Consider the following 14267-nt stretch of genomic DNA (forward strand, 5'->3'; position numbering starts at 1 on the left):
TTGATCAGCCTCTGGACCTGGACTTCGGACAGCACCGGGTCGGGTCCGGGCGCTCCGCGTGAGGCCAGGGCCTGTTCGCCGCCGGCTTTCCACGCTCGCCGCCACGCGTACGCCGACTTCGTGGAGATCTCCAGCTCAGCGGCCACCTGCGGGGCACTCACCCCGGCGGCGAACATGCGTGCTGCCTGCCGTCGTACCTGTTCCCGGCGGGCGCGTTGTTGCGGGCCGACCCCGCCGCCGTCCCCGTATCGCATGCCCTAACTAGACAGCAGCCATGAAACGGCAGGAATCACCCAAAGCGGCGATGTGGACGTAGGAGTGACCTCGACTCCGGAAGCTCAGTAACCACCGCTCCGTCGAAGCGGGGGGAACTCACGCGCGTGTGCCGTGAGATTCCCGGGTAGCAGATCGTCTGACGATCGATGCTGTGGTGCCCGGTAAAGGCCGCTTGCGGTGATCGGTGGCACGTGGCCGTTGGTTCCGAGCCTGATCGCGCTCGTCGTGTCGGTGGCCGTCATCATGGTCGCCGGCCGGGCGTTGGCAGCCACGGCCGACGCGCCTGGCCGACCGGACCGGAGGTATCGGATTCGAGGGCGTGGACATCCCGGTGATCTACGGCTCGGCGGTCGTCATGCTGCTGGTGCGGGCCTATCTCTGACGGTCCGATGCGCATAACCTGCCCGCTCGCAGCGGTCGCGTCGCGTCACCACTTGCGTTGGCGGCGCAGCCGTCGGGGACGACCATCCGGGTCGTAGATGAGCAGGTACGGTGCGGTGGCCCAGGCCCGGGTGAACGCCGACAGCCGGCGTGGATCGTGTCGCCGCAGCCGTCCGGGTGGCCGGGTCCCACGCCGCCCGCCGTCATGCCACGCGTCCAGGGCGGCGGCAGCGGTGGTCAGGGCGTGCACGGCGTCGGCCGGATCGAGCAGGTCGCCGTCGTCACCGGGCGCACGGTCGAGGTGTTCGCGCATCAGTGTCAGGCGCAGGTCCCGGGCGAACACGCGGGCGCAGTCGCCCAGCCCGCCCGGATCGTGAGGCGGGCGGGGGTCCGGCGTGGGGTCGAGGACGGCGCAGGACAGTTCGCTGTCGTGGCTCCAGGAGCGGCGGTTGAAGTTGTCGCTGCCGACGCTGGCCCACACGTCGTCGACGACGCAGACCTTGGCGTGGACGTAGACGGGAGTGCCGGCGTGGTTCTCCAGGTCGTAGACGTGTACGCGGGACGGGTCGACCCGCCGGCACACGTCGAGGGCACGCTGCCGGCCGATCTGATTCGGGGGCAGGGCGAGCCCGCCGTCGACATCGGGATGCCGCGGCACCACGACGACCAGATGGAGTGCCGGGTTCTCGCGCAGTGCGGCGGCGAAGAGGTCGGCGACCTCGGTCGACCACATGTACTGGTCCTCGAGGTAGATTAGCCGCCGGGCCCGCCGGATCGCCTTGACGTAGCCACGGGCGATGCTGCGCTCGCCGCTGGGTGCGAACGGGTACGGCCGTACCTTCGCCGGATACGTACGCATGAGCTGGACCTGGTGTGGTCCGCGAGGGCCCGGGATGGGTGTCCGCGGGGGCAGCGGACCCGGGCGTACGGGCCGGCCGGCGAGCCGGTCCCGCAGCATGGCCACCGGGTTGCCGGCGCGCAGCGGTGCGGGATCGTCCCAGCGTTCGCGGAAGGTGTGTTCGAGCGCGGCGACGACGGGGCCGCGGAGTTCGAGCTGGACGTCGTGCCAGGGCGGGCGGTTACCGTAGACGCCGGACATGCTGATCGGCTGGGGATCCCCGGTGTGGTCGGCGTCGTCGCGGCGGCTGTGGCACAGGTCGATGCCCCCGGCGAACGCGACATCCCGTTCCGGGCGTTCGGGATGCCGGGCGACGCCGAACTTCTGGTGGTGCGATCCGAAGTAGCGCACCCGCTGGTCCAGCCGCACCTGACCGCCGTCGTGGTCGAGGTTCTCGGCGAGGTTGCGGTTCTCCCGGGCGGTTCGCACGAGGGTGTCGAGGTGGGAGCGCCACACCAGCCCTTTGACCTGTACGCCCCGGCGGGCGGCCGCCGACAGCAGCTCGGCGACGGTGGGGCCGTCCGGGCGCAGCAGTTGGTCGGGGTCTCCGCGCCAGTCGGTGAACAGCAGGAGGTCGCCGGAGGCCATGGCTTCGACCACGTTGACGAGCCGATCGAAGTAGGCGGCGCCGTGCACGTGAACGGAGACGAGATTGTCGTCCGACCAGGGCGGCAGGTCTGTCGCAGCGTTTCCACGCTCCGCACGGGTCAGAACCCAGTCTTCGACACGCACCCCGGTTCTCCTTCTCGCGACGGGTCGTGGCAGGGAATGGCCGCGGGTCTTCAGTCGCTCGTGGCCGGAGGATACGTGCCCTGGGACGGTGAGGCCGACGCGCTGGTCGTGCGGCTCGACGGTGGCGCTGTCCGGTCGGGTGACGCGGTAGCGGTGGGCTCCTCGGCCGGGTCAGGGTTGGTGGTGCCGGGGAGTTCACCGGACGGGCCGGCCGTACGCGTCGGGGTGGCGCTCGGCGGTGCCGACGACGCGGGAGTCGATTCCGGTGCCGCAGGTGTGGATGTTGCTGAGGGTATGACGGTCGGTGCCGGTCGAGTGCGGGTGGATGTCTGCCGGACCGGTGTCGCCGGCGTGGCGGCGTTCGACGTTTCCGGGTTGGTCGTCGCGGTCTGCGGTACGGCTGCTCCTGCGGCTCGCCCGGGCTCTCGCCGGTCCGGCGCGGCGTGCGAAGGCTTGTCCGGCCCGTCGGATGTGGCCGATTCGGCGCGGGTGTGACTGCTGACCTGGTTGCAGGGGGCGCCGTTGACGGTGAAGCGGCGCGGGGTGGCCGGCTCGTCGGCGTCAGCGTTCCCCAGCATGACGGCGGTGATGTCGGCGCCAGGTGTCAGCGGACGGTCGGCGGTGAGCGTGACGGTGCGTTGCTGTTGGCTCCACCGGACTCCGTCGGCGCCAGTGAGGTGCTGGCCCGGCGGCAACCGGAACCGAAGCGACCAATCGGGCAGGCGATGGTCGCCGGTGTGGGTCACGATCAGCCGGGCGGTGAAGGTGCCGTCGGCGCGCCACCGCAGAGCGTAGTCCGCCGCGCAGGACAGCCCGGCTTCCGCGGTGATGTCGCTGTCGGCGCCGGCCCGGTCCCCGGCGCCGGCGATCTGGGTGGCGACCACTGCTGCCAGGACGGCCAACCCGGTACCGGCCAGCATTGCGGGACGCCGTAGCCGTTGCGCACGCCCGGCCGCAGTGCGAGTCGGCTGCGGTGTCGTCGACGGTTGCCCCGAGCGCAGCGGCTGCGTGAGGGAGGCTGTCTCGCCCGGCGCAGCGAGCTCAGTGGCCAGCGTTCCCAGCGTGCGGGCCACCGTGCGGGCGCTTGGCCGCGAAGCCGGGTCAAGCGCGAGGCATTCGTGCAACAACCGCCGCAGCGCAGAGGGAATGACGACGTCGGCGCCGTCGAGCACGTCAGCGAGGTTCAAGGGCTCGCCCACTGCTCGGTGCGGCAACTGTCCGGTCACGCACCAGCTCAGCAGGACTCCCAACGCGTACACGTCACCGGCCGGCGCAGCCGCGGTGTCGGTGGCGGCTTCCGGCGGAAGGTAGGCCTGGGTTCCCCAGAGCACGCCGTGAGCCTCGGCAGCGTCCTGACCGACGCCGGCGGCGATGCCGAAGTCGACCACCTTGGCACCGGCAGCTCCGAGGATGACGTTGCCGGGTTTGACGTCGCGATGCACCAGGCCCTGCGCATGCGCCGCGGCCAGCCCGTCGGCCACCGCCGCACCGATTCGCGCGATGTCCGCCACGGTCAGCGCCGGGGCGGTGCCGAGGCGAGCGGTCAGCGTCGGCCCGTCGACGAACTCCAGCACCAGGTACGGCCGCAGCGTGCCGTCCTCGTCCCGGTGTTCGCCGTAGTCGTAGACGTTGGCGACGTTCGGGTGGTTGAGCTGTGCTGCGGCCAGAGCTTCACCGCGGATCCGGCGGCGGACCAGCGGATCGTCGCCGGCGTCCGGGCTCAGCATCTTGACGGCCACCCGCCGGTGCAGCAGCGCGTCGTCGGCGAGCCACACCACTGCCATGCCGCCGCGGCCGACTTCCTGCCGCAGCCGGTAGCGCTCGTTCAAGCAATTCATGATCGCGTCTTCCAGGTCCTTTCGCACCGACCGGTGCGTCGGGGTCGGCGACCGTTGCTGTCGTCCCGGAGGGCCGCCTGGATCTGCAATCGCACCTACCCGGCGAGTTCTGACGGAAACTCGCACGGCCTTTCTGCGGCGGGCGAACGGCCGACTGTCACGAAGCTGTCATGACTTCGTGGTCCGGCCGGGACGATTGAGCAGACCCTGTTGCTCCTCCTCCCTCCCGGCCGAGCCTGTCAGGACGTCCTGAGGCAGACGGCTCCTCGGCCTGCCAGGACCGCGCCGGCGAGACCCCTGTCGAGGTGAGCTCAGAACGCGGCGAAGCGTTTGTTGGATCGGCCCGCGACGACGGTGAAGTCACCGCCCGCGCTGATCTGCCCCAGGGCGGGGCTGGCGGTCAGTGCGCGTACCCCGACCACGCCGTTGGCCTGCGGCGCCCAGTCGCTCAATTGGCCTTTCCCGTCGATGGCGGCGAACTTGACGCGCGGGACGGACCCGTCGGTGCACGCTCCCCGGGCCGTGTTGCGTGCCGTGGTGCAGGCGACATCGAAATGCCCGCCGACGTAAGTGATGCCGTCCAGTCTCGTGATCGCCTGGACGTCTCCGTCGAACACGCGGCTCCACTTGGTCGCGCCCGTGGTGCTGTATCGCACGGCGCGTCCTCCCTGCCCGCCGTGTGCGGCGTAGACACCGGTCGAGTCAGCGGTGAGGGCGTACACAGCGGAGGGTGCGGCCGGACGGAAGCCGGTGTGCAGTTCTCCGGTAGACGTGTCCACGGCGGCGAGCCGGAGGGTCGCGCGGACGTCGTCGGCCTTGTGGAAGCGTCCGCCGACATACAACCGGTTGCCGGTCACGGCGAGTGCGTTGACCGTGTCGTCGGTTCGGGCTGCCCAGGTCGCCAGAGTTCCGGCCGGCAGTGAGAATCTCGCCAGATTCGCCCGGTTCTTGCCGTCCACAGCGGTGATCCGGCCGCCGACGAAAAGTCGTCCACCGCCCACGGCCAGGGCGTTCACCTGCCCGGAGATGTTGTGCTTGAGGGCGGTCACGGACGCGGAAACGGCGCTGATGCCCGCGAGGGAGTCACGCCTCTTTCCGGAGACGCTCGAGAAATCTCCGCCCACGTAGACCACGCCACCGGAGACTGCGAGGGTCCGCACGGTCGCGTCGGCGGTGGGAGCCCAGGGGAGCAGCGAGCCGGTGCGCGCGTCCACGGCGGCCAGTCGCTGCCGGGCGACCTTCTTGCCGTCGACGACCGCGGCCGTGAACGAGCCACCCACGAACACGGTGGTGCCGCTGTAGACAACGGCGTGGACGGGGCCGTTGAAAGACGGCCCCGCCATCGGTCTGCCGGCGACGGTCCCGGCGGAAGCGGCGGTGGCCGCCGCGATGACGACTCCGAGGGCCATGGTGCAGGTCAGCGCCCGGCCGGGAAGGGTTGTCGTGAAAAATGGCATGACCGACTTAAGCATCCGCGTCGTCGTCGCGACGCCCATTCCGGGCCGCCATGTCGGCTTCATCTGGGCAACCGAAGAACGGACCCCGTAACGGTGGTCATCGAATTGTCATGATTCTGCGCGCGATTGGTGAAAGACGTCGGGGGTGCGGTTTCTCAGGCCCGGGAAGAGACGTCGGCGGCCACCAGGATCTTCCGATTGTCGTACGCGTGATAGGCCGCGGGTGCGGCAAGGTCGAACCGGGCGGCCAGGCGGGCGTAGTCGAAGCGGTCGAGCACGCCGTACACCGTCACCAGCCCGCGAGGCTGCAGCTCGGCCCGGGCGTCGGAAAGCACCAGCAGGCCCTGCGCCGGCAGGTCCACGTCGGCGACCACGAATGACCGCGGCGTCAGAATCGTGGTCACCGTCGCGGTGACGATGAGCCGTGCGCCCACGTTGGTGGCCTCGATGGTGTTGCGCAACGCCGTGCGCCGGGGCTCCGCCGCCGGCTCATCACGGGTGCATCCGGGTGTGCATGCCGCCGTCAGGGCGACGACAAGAACGAAGATCAGCCATGTGAGCCTGGTTCGCCACACGGCGCGTGCGCTGTTCGATGCGGGCACAATGACCACCTCGCCGATTCAGTGGGGGTCCCTCTGCGGCGCTGGATTCCTCCAGGCTAGGGACGGTCCGAGGCGATTCCCCACCGAACCCGTGACGGTTGCGTGACAGGTTCGCCCGCGCAGGACTCGCGGGCAGTCACCGCCCCCGCCGGGTCCGAGGGGCGGCGAGGGCTCCCATGACGAGGGCAACGACGAATAGGCCCGCGCCGACGAGGATCAGGACACCGATGGACATCAGGGTGCCCGCGGCGGTGACCAGGACTCCGGCGACGGCGAGCGTCACGAGGAAGATGCGCATTGCCATGACGGCCTCCGATCAGCTCTCCGTGGAACGGTGTGGAGCCTCGACGTCGGCTTCCCGGTGCTCGTCCGCGCCCTGTTGCAGGACCGCCGTCAGCGCCGCCTCGAGGTCGTCGAAGGTGCGGAAGACGCTGTCCAGCCGCATCGTGTGGAGCACCGTCATGACGAATCGTGACGGTGCCACCAGGTCGAACGTGGCCCGGTGCTGCCTGGCCTCCTGCCGGGCCCGAACCAGCAGTCCCAGTCCGGAGGAGTCGATGAAGCCGACCGCGTGCACATCCATCACGATGTGCGGGTGGGTGGCCGCGGCGTGCATGAGGTCGTCGCGCAGGCGTTCCGCGGAATCGGAGTCGAGGTCCGTCAGCGGCGTGATCACGGCCACCCCGGCCGCAGGTCCGGTACGGATGTCGTAGGAGGCGCCGTGCGCTCGCGATTCCCGGGCCTGCGGACTGGGCGGGGTGGGGTCCAGGCTGCAGCGCGGGCACCGGTGCATGCCCGTGGCGAACGGCGATCCGCTCCATCCCAGCGCGGCGATGAGCGGCCACACCACGTCGGTGTCGGGCGGTGCCTCGGCGGCGGTGTCCTCGTACCCGCACTGATCGCAGATGAGCAGGGTGGCGCGGGTGCCGGCGGGGACGACGGTCATCGCGAACCGCTCACGTCGTAGGGGCGGGCCTCCGGTGGCTGCCGGTCGGCGGTCGCAACCACGAGAGTCACGGCGACACCGGCGCACATGACCTGGAGGACGACCTCGAGAGGGCTGATGCCGGTGGCTCGGATGCCGACGACGTGGCTGACCACGCTGCCGAGGACCGCGGCGCCGACGGCCACGGCCAGCGGTACCCAGAACGGAATGCTGCGGCCCGCCGGGACGGCCCATCGGCCGCACAGTCCGAGCAGGGTACCGACGGCCACCGCGGTGGCGAGGCTGCTGATAGTCATGACTCGTGTCCTCAAAGCGGAGATCCGGACTCCTGCGAACTTGCCCGGCGAACTCGGCGGAAGCTGCCCTGCCGTATGACAGTCCGATGACAAACGCTGCGGACGTGGCGGGTGACGTGCCGGTCGGGTACGGCCGGGGCATCATGCGGGTATGGGTTCCGTGCTGCTGATCGAGGACGACGACCGGATCCGGCTCTCGCTGACCATGGCGCTGGAGGACGAGGGGTACACCGCGCACGGCGTCGCCACCGCCGAGGAGGGGCTGGTGGCGCAGCGCAGCGATCCGGCGGACACGGTGCTGGTCGATCTCATGCTGCCGGGGATGGACGGCTTCGAGTGCATCCGGCAGCTGCGGCGCGTCGACGACGTGCCGATCATCGTGGTGAGTGCGCGCGACGACACCCACGACATCGTGGCGGGGCTGGAGGCCGGAGCGGACGACTACATCGTGAAGCCGGTCGCGGTGAAGGAGCTCGCCGCGCGGTTGCGGGCGCTGCGCCGCCGGGCCCGCGCGGCGGCGCCGGCCATGACGGTGGCCGCTTTCGGCGACCTGGAGGTGCTGCCGGAAGCGGGGGAGGTGCGGCTGCGCGGTGAGCCGGTGGCGGTGACGCGTACGGAGTTCCGCCTGCTGTGCGAGCTCGCCGAGCATCCCGGTCAGGTGTTGTCCCGCGAGCAGCTGCTGCAGCGGGTGTGGGGGTACGAGATCGGTGACGAGCGGCTGGTCGACGTGCACGTGGGCCGGCTGCGGCACAAGATCGAGGAGACTCCCGGCGCGCCCCGGCACTTGATGACCGTGCGGGGCCTGGGTTACAAGCTGCAGCGATGAGGCTGGGGCTGCGCACGCGGGTCAGCGCCGCCTTCGCCGTCGGCGCCCTGGTGTTGTCCGCCTGCGTGTCGATGGTCTCGTACGAGCTGGCGCGCAGCACGCTGATCAGCGAACGGGAACGGACGGCGGTGCGCGCAACGTACTTCGACGCCGCGGTGGTCGATGCGGGCCTTCCCCGCTCGTCCGACGTGGGGGAGGTACTGCGGTCGCTGGACACGGGCGCCGACCGGTACGTGCTCCTGTATCGCAATGGGCAGTGGTACTCCCGTGGCGCCGACCCTGCGGCCGGTTCGGCTATTCCGCCCGAGCTGCAGGAGACCACCGCGCAAGGAGACGCGGGAAGTCAGCGCGTGCGGGTGGACGGTGAAACGGCTCTGGTCATCGGGATCCCCCTGTCCTCGGGCGTCTTCTACGAGGTGATCTCCCTGGCGGAACTCGAGCGCACCCTGCAGCTCCTTGGCGTCGTGCTGACCGCGGTGGCGATCATGGTTGCCGGGGGTGGGGCCGCGGTGGGCTGGTACGTGACCCGGCACGCTTTGCGTCCCCTGACCGCCGTGGCCGCCGCGGCCCGCAACATCGCCGACGGTGACCTCGACACCCGGCTGGACCCGGACGCCGAACCGGACCTCGCCGCGCTGTCGGCCTCGTTCAACCACATGGCCGACCAGCTGGCCCGCCGCATCGAACGCGACCGCCGGTTCGCCGCGGACGTCAGCCACGAGCTGCGCTCGCCGTTGCAGACCCTGTCGGCGGCTGTCAGCGTGGTGGACCGCCGCCGCGACGGCATGGACCCGAAGGCGGCCGCGGCGGTCGGGCTGATCAGCGAGGAGGTCGGCCGCTTCCAGGACCTGGTGAACGATCTGCTCGAGCTGGCCCGCAGCGACCGGCCGGCGGAGCGCGAACCCACCGACATGCCCGAGCTCGTCGCGCGGGTCTGCCGGAGCCGTGCCCTCCCCGAGCAGCTGCTCGAGGTCGAGCCGGGCACGCCCGGGACGTGGCCCGTGGAGCGGCGCCGGATGGAGCAGGCCCTGGGCAACCTGCTCGACAACGCGGTGCGCTACGGCGGAGGAGCGATCGCCGTGCGCCTTTCCTGTCTCGGCGACCGGCACGTCCTCGAGGTCGACGACGCCGGCCCGGGCGTGGCGGAGGAGAACCGTACGGTCATCTTCGACCGCTTCGTGCGCGGTTCGGCGGCCAACGCACGCGGCGACGGCGACGGCACGGGCCTGGGCCTGTCCATCGTGGCGCGGCACGCCGCCGCGCACGGCGGCACGGTCAGCGTCGGCGAGCGCCCCGGTGGCGGCGCCAGGTTCCGAATGGAGTTCCCATGACGTACCGGACATGGATGGCATTCATCGGCCTGCTGACTGTCCTGGTGCTGGGGTCCTGCGGCCTGCCGGCCGAGGACCAGCCACATCGGGTTGAGCTACCGCGGCGGGCTCTGACCAGCCCCGCCTCCCAGGGCCCGACCACGGAACCGCCGGGTGAGGTCGTGGAGGTGCTCTGCCTGGTGCGTGACGGCCGCCTGGTGCAAACCGTACGCCGGGTCGGCGCGGCACCCACTCCGCAGCGGCAGGCGGAGCACCTGGCAGCGGGGCCGACCGAGGTCGAACGCGCGACGGGACTTACCACCGCGCTGGCAACGACGTCGCTCACGGTGGACGTGCCGGCCGGCGGTACGGAGGCGCGGGTGGACGTCGCCGAGACCGACGAGAGTAACGCCCGCAGCGACGAGACCATCGCGTACGGCCAGATCGTCTGCACGCTCACCTCCCGGGCGGACGTCAGCTCCGTGGTGTTCACCCGGGCGGGCGAGGTGCTACAGGTGCCCCGCGCAGACGGATCGCTGTCTCGAGGCCCGTTGCGTGCTGACGACTACGCCAGCCTCATTGCGCCATCCTGAGCCGAGCCCGCAGGTAGTCACGCGATTGTCATTGAGCCGCGTGACACTCGCCATACCATCCGGGAAGCGTGGTGCAGGACGGAACCGCACGGTAGGAGCTGGCCATGTATTACTGGTGGTACACAGATTGGTACAACGGGCCAGGTTATGCGCCACGGTCCCGGAAGCGCGACGATCCCACGCCCGTGTCCGACCGTGACCACCTCATCCTGCGGGCGGTGGCCGATGCGCTGTTCACCGACCCGGAGGTCACCGGCGGGCACATCAACCTCGGCGTGCAGAACGGCGTGGTGATCCTCGACGGCGACGTCGACTCCGAGCCGACCCGTTCGGCGGCCGCCGCCTGCGCGTGGACGGTCGAGGGCGTGACCGACGTGTGCAACGCCCTGACCGTCACGAAGAGGCGCCGTCGCTGAGCATGCACGCTCACGATCGGGAGCAGTCATGAAAATCTTCTCGTCCGCAACTCCCACCTCCGTCCCCGGCCCTCGCGGGCCGTCATCCGCCGACGCCGGCGAGGTGCGCGTCGGCCTGGCGCAGCGGGTCATCGCCGTCCACGACGACCATGCCGGAGCCGAGGCGACGGTGCGCCTGCTCGACGACGCCGGCTTCCCGGTCCATCGGGCGGCGATCGTCGGCCGTGGGCTCACCACCGTGGAGTCCGCCACCGGCTGGTTGTCCAGCGCCGAGGTCACGGGCCGGGGTGCCGTCTCCGGCCTGGCCGTCGGAGCGTTGACCGGATGGATCCTCGTAGTCGTGGACCTCGTCACCCCTGCCGTGCCCTCCGCGTGGCTCGTCGTGAACGCCGCAGTCCTCGGTGCGGTGCTCGGTGCCGTGATCGGTCTCATCGGCTACGCCGCGACCCGTGGCCGTCGTTCGGTCACCACCGAGCCGAAGCTCATCGCCACCCACTACGACGTACAGGTCGACGCGGAGCTGGCAGACCGGGCGGTGCGCCTGGTGGAATCGCAGGCCCGGCGGTCCGATCACGCCGGAGGCGAGGAAACGCCGGCCGGTCCGCCGGTGGCCACCAGGAACTCCTCCGCGTCGAAGTCCTCGTACGAGTCCGCGCCTCCCAGGTCGTAATCGTTGAAGTAGGCGCCGTAGGTGAACGTGCGTACCACGCCGGTCACGGTGACTTCCTCACCGCGCTCCGCCTCGATACCTGGTGCGGAAAGGACGAGCAGCGAGTCGTCGCCGTACTCCTCGCCGGTCAGCACGAACGACCGATCGGTGATCACCTTGCTGACCCGCGCGGTCACGGTGACAGTGCGACCGATGTACGCGTCGTTGCTGAAGTAGGGGTCGGTGATCGCGCCCACCGGGGGACTTGGCTGCACGGGTGCCGTCGTCGGCACCTCCGTACCGTCACCGACGCCGCATGATCCGGCGGCGAGCGGCAGCGCCGCGAGCAGGGGGATCAGCAGCGTCCGGGCCAGGACCGTCTTCATGGACACGTCGTTCCTTCCGGTCGGGGCGGTCGTCCGACCAGTGCCTTACCGGTCGAGGCCGCGGCCAATCGCCGCGTCGGCACGGGTTCTGCGCTGTAGTACCGGGGCGCGACGGCGCCGGCAGGTGACCGCGCGCCCCGACTGACGTCTGGAGACAGCACGTGGACTCTTCTCTGTCGACCGCGCACGCCCTGCTCGGTGCTCTCGCCATCACCGTCGTCCTGGCCGGGTTGCACCTTGCCGCTCCGCGCATCCGACGGCTGCCACTGGTGCCCGAGGCGGCCACCGGGTCGTTCGCCGGCGGTCTCGCCGTTGCGTATGTGTTCCTGCACCTGCTGCCGGAGATCGCCGAGGGCAACGAAGCGGTCGGCGCGGCCCTGACCGACGTGCTCGAACCCACGCCCCTCATCGACCTGGGCATCTTCCTCGTCGCGCTGGCCGGGTTCACCGCGTTCTTCGCCATGGAGCGCCTGGCCGATCGGCGCGTCGGCGCCCGGACAGGGGATCGCGCCGTGAACCCGGCCGGCGCGGCAGCAGGGCGGCCACCGGCGGGGGTGTACTGGTTGCACCTGGGCTCGTTCGTGGTCTACAACGCGTTGATCACCTACACGATGCCGCTGCGGCTACGGACCGGTGTGCTCTTCGCGTTGTTGTTCACCGTCGCGATGGGCCTGCATTTCGTGCTCACCGACCGGGGCCTCGAGGAGCGCTACGGTGCCCGCTTCGACCGCACCGGCCGGCTGATCCTCACTGGTGGACTGCTGCTGGGCTGGGCGGCTGCCGCCCTCGCCGCCCCCACCAGCACCCTGCTCGTCGCGCTGCTGACCGCGCTGCTCGGCGGCTCCATCCTGCTCAACGTGTTCAAGGAGGAGATCCCGTCCGGCCGTCGAACCAGCTTCGGCTGGTTCCTCACCGGCCTTGCCCTGTACGCGGGCCTGCTCGCCGCCGTCACCGCCGTGAGCGAGTGAGGCGCCGTGTCGGCCGACGGCGTCTCAGCGGTAACCGAAGTGGTCCCGCACCTCCGAGCAGGCCGGCGCCCATGACGATCGAAGGCGTTCGAAATCTGCGTACGCCTGCGGTTGGTCGCGTACCGGAACTCCACCCGCCGCCAGCCGACGATGTAGTTCCCGCGGGTCGGGTCCGGCCGAACCGTGGTGTGCTTCCCCGGCAGCGCCGAGGTGGAGTTGCCGGGCCTGTCCCCGGAGTACGCCGGTGGCCGAGTCGAAGGCGGCGCGAACCACGGGCCCGCCGACCAGGGCGGGTTGCCGGGCGGGATCGACCATCGTGCGGACGAGGGTGAGGATCTCCAGCAGATCGGGCAGGGTCACCGGCAGTGCGCTCTCATCGTCGGGGATGTGGAAGTAGTGCAGCACCGGATAATGCGCCTGGCCCTGGACGACTCGTTGCAGCGTGCTGGTGACCTGGCTCAGCCAGCCGGTGAACTGCTCCACCGCCCGTGCCTCGTGCAGGGTGACGAGGAACCGCACGGCGTCGTGGCCGCGGTCGCGTCCGATGAAACGGCTGATCTCTCGCGCGAGCGAGGTGGTGGTGGTCAGTGTCCCGTACACGCTGAACAGGTAGCTGGTCGATGCGCTGAACAGGGAGAAGCCGATGACGGCCTCGCCGACGGCCAGCAGGCGCAGCGCCGAGGTGCTGGCGTAGACGTCGCCGATGCCCAGGGTCGTCGCGCAGTAGCCGCTGTAGTACAGGGCGGTCTGCCAGGTCACCTCGCCGCTGCTGCCGATCGGCAGGGACAACCCGCCGACCAGCGGCAGGTAGATCAGTGTGAACGCGACGACCAGCTGGCCGATCCACAACGCCGCGGTCAGCGGGACCAGCAGCGGACCGCCGAGCCCCAGCACCCGGCGCCGGTAGCGGGCCGGGACGACGGCGGCCACCCGTCGCCACACCGCCCACGCCCTGCGGTACACCCATCCGGTCACGTGGCCCGGTCCGCCGCGGGGTACGAAGACGGTGCCGAAGACATCGGTCAGCAGAAGCACCAGCCAGACCACACCGAGCGCGAACATCAGCCACCGCACCGGGACCAGGTATCCGCACTGCCGGGGAACAAACGACGTCCGCGACGCTGTTCGCCGTCAGGGGCGCACGTGGCGGGCCGCGAGCAGGTCGCTGCCGCGTACATCGCTGAGCAGCTCCGGGGCGATGGTCTCGCCTCGGCGCAGCACGCTGACGGAGCCGGTCCGTTCGAGGATGACGGCGGTGACCTCGTCGTACCGGTGGATGCCGGCCAGCCGCAGCTGCTGCCGGAGCTCGTCCTCCACCATGTGGGTCACCCGGAGGTGGTCGTGCAGCACGGCGCCGTCAGCCATGAGCAGGATCGGCTGGTTGGTGATGGCCGCGGCGACACGGCGGTTCCGCCGGACGGCGCCGAAAAGCGCCTGCAGGATCAACAGCGTGCCCATGCCCAGCAGCCCGGCGGTCAGCGTCGGGGTGTAGCCCAGCACCGCCCGCCCCATGACGGCGCCGAACGCGACGGTGGCCGCCAGGTCGAAGCTGGACATCATGGCGAACGCCCGCTGCCCGACGATCCGAAGCATGATCAGGAAAGCCACGTACAAGCCGATGGTGGACCCGACCACGGTCACGGCGTCCCACCACCCCAGACCCCATCGCACGCGCGTCTCCCTTCACCACGTC

Annotated in this window: 17 protein-coding genes; 6 read left to right on the forward strand and 11 right to left on the reverse strand. The window is 70.6% G+C overall.

What is annotated here, in order from left to right:
• The 8 genes from CLV70_RS33685 to CLV70_RS33715 form a co-directional block, all read right to left on the reverse strand.
• A partial coding sequence (locus CLV70_RS33685) for a helix-turn-helix domain-containing protein (protein ID WP_146164250.1) occupies nt 1-254 on the reverse strand: 254 nt, incomplete at its 3' end.
• Between the two features lie 449 nt (nt 255-703).
• On the reverse strand, nt 704-2287 hold the full coding sequence (locus tag CLV70_RS33690; RefSeq protein ID WP_106130670.1) for a phospholipase D family protein: 1584 nt from the start codon (nt 2285-2287) through the stop codon (nt 704-706).
• Nucleotides 2288-2337: 50 nt separating this feature from the next.
• Complete coding sequence (locus CLV70_RS33695) at nt 2338-4152, reverse strand: serine/threonine-protein kinase (protein WP_106130671.1); 1815 nt, start codon at nt 4150-4152, stop codon at nt 2338-2340.
• A 284-nt stretch (nt 4153-4436) separates the two neighbouring features.
• The gene (locus CLV70_RS33700; protein ID WP_245908638.1) at nt 4437-5645 is read right to left on the reverse strand and encodes a hypothetical protein; all 1209 of its coding nucleotides are present in this window, start codon (nt 5643-5645) and stop codon (nt 4437-4439) included.
• 92 nt (nt 5646-5737) lie between these two features.
• Nucleotides 5738-6193: a hypothetical protein gene (locus CLV70_RS33705; protein WP_158277880.1), complete on the reverse strand. Its 456-nt coding sequence runs from the start codon at nt 6191-6193 to the stop codon at nt 5738-5740.
• 127 nt (nt 6194-6320) lie between these two features.
• On the reverse strand, nt 6321-6488 hold the full coding sequence (locus CLV70_RS39950) for a hypothetical protein (RefSeq protein ID WP_158277881.1): 168 nt from the start codon (nt 6486-6488) through the stop codon (nt 6321-6323).
• A 12-nt stretch (nt 6489-6500) separates the two neighbouring features.
• Nucleotides 6501-7130 carry an STAS domain-containing protein gene (locus CLV70_RS33710; protein ID WP_106130674.1) on the reverse strand — a complete coding sequence of 210 codons (630 nt, stop codon included), beginning with the start codon at nt 7128-7130 and terminating at the stop codon, nt 6501-6503.
• Nucleotides 7127-7426, reverse strand: coding sequence for a hypothetical protein (locus CLV70_RS33715; RefSeq protein ID WP_106130675.1), 300 nt, complete (start codon nt 7424-7426; stop codon nt 7127-7129). The genes CLV70_RS33710 and CLV70_RS33715 overlap by 4 nt, the downstream gene beginning before the upstream one ends.
• A 151-nt stretch (nt 7427-7577) precedes the next feature.
• On the opposite strand from CLV70_RS33715, the gene CLV70_RS33720 reads away from it, so the two are divergent.
• From CLV70_RS33720 to CLV70_RS39345, 5 genes are all read left to right on the forward strand, one after another.
• Complete coding sequence (locus CLV70_RS33720) at nt 7578-8252, forward strand: response regulator transcription factor (protein WP_106130676.1); 675 nt, start codon at nt 7578-7580, stop codon at nt 8250-8252.
• A complete protein-coding gene (locus CLV70_RS33725; RefSeq protein WP_106130677.1) occupies nt 8249-9583 on the forward strand; it encodes a sensor histidine kinase in 1335 nt (444 codons plus the stop codon). Before CLV70_RS33720 ends, CLV70_RS33725 begins: the two co-directional genes overlap by 4 nt.
• Nucleotides 9580-10155: a GerMN domain-containing protein gene (locus CLV70_RS33730; protein WP_106130678.1), complete on the forward strand. Its 576-nt coding sequence runs from the start codon at nt 9580-9582 to the stop codon at nt 10153-10155. Before CLV70_RS33725 ends, CLV70_RS33730 begins: the two co-directional genes overlap by 4 nt.
• Nucleotides 10156-10340: 185 nt before the next feature.
• Nucleotides 10341-10571: a BON domain-containing protein gene (locus CLV70_RS33735; RefSeq protein ID WP_158277882.1), complete on the forward strand. Its 231-nt coding sequence runs from the start codon at nt 10341-10343 to the stop codon at nt 10569-10571.
• A gap of 28 nt (nt 10572-10599) precedes the next feature.
• Nucleotides 10600-11241 (forward strand): general stress protein, encoded by a 642-nt coding sequence (locus CLV70_RS39345; RefSeq protein ID WP_146164251.1) that lies wholly within the window; start codon nt 10600-10602, stop codon nt 11239-11241.
• On the opposite strand, the gene CLV70_RS33740 is transcribed toward CLV70_RS39345, so the two are convergent.
• Entirely contained in the window at nt 11142-11612 is a 471-nt protein-coding gene (locus CLV70_RS33740) for a hypothetical protein (protein WP_146164252.1), read from the reverse strand. The two genes, CLV70_RS39345 and CLV70_RS33740, sit on opposite strands and share 100 nt — an antisense overlap.
• Nucleotides 11613-11767: 155 nt before the next feature.
• Here CLV70_RS33740 and CLV70_RS33745 point away from each other — a divergent pair, with 155 nt between their 5' ends.
• The gene (locus CLV70_RS33745; protein WP_106130681.1) at nt 11768-12574 is read left to right on the forward strand and encodes a hypothetical protein; all 807 of its coding nucleotides are present in this window, start codon (nt 11768-11770) and stop codon (nt 12572-12574) included.
• 24 nt (nt 12575-12598) lie between these two features.
• Here the strand turns inward: CLV70_RS33745 and CLV70_RS33750 are convergent, their stop codons facing one another.
• Both CLV70_RS33750 and CLV70_RS33755 read right to left on the reverse strand, forming a co-directional pair.
• Nucleotides 12599-13636: a potassium channel family protein gene (locus CLV70_RS33750; RefSeq protein ID WP_158277883.1), complete on the reverse strand. Its 1038-nt coding sequence runs from the start codon at nt 13634-13636 to the stop codon at nt 12599-12601.
• A gap of 69 nt (nt 13637-13705) precedes the next feature.
• Nucleotides 13706-14245: a DUF421 domain-containing protein gene (locus CLV70_RS33755; RefSeq protein WP_211303998.1), complete on the reverse strand. Its 540-nt coding sequence runs from the start codon at nt 14243-14245 to the stop codon at nt 13706-13708.
• Nucleotides 14246-14267: the final 22 nt, after the last annotated feature.

Origin of the sequence: Pseudosporangium ferrugineum (genome assembly GCF_003002065.1) — a bacterium.
GTDB lineage: Bacteria > Actinomycetota > Actinomycetes > Mycobacteriales > Micromonosporaceae > Actinoplanes > Actinoplanes ferrugineus_A.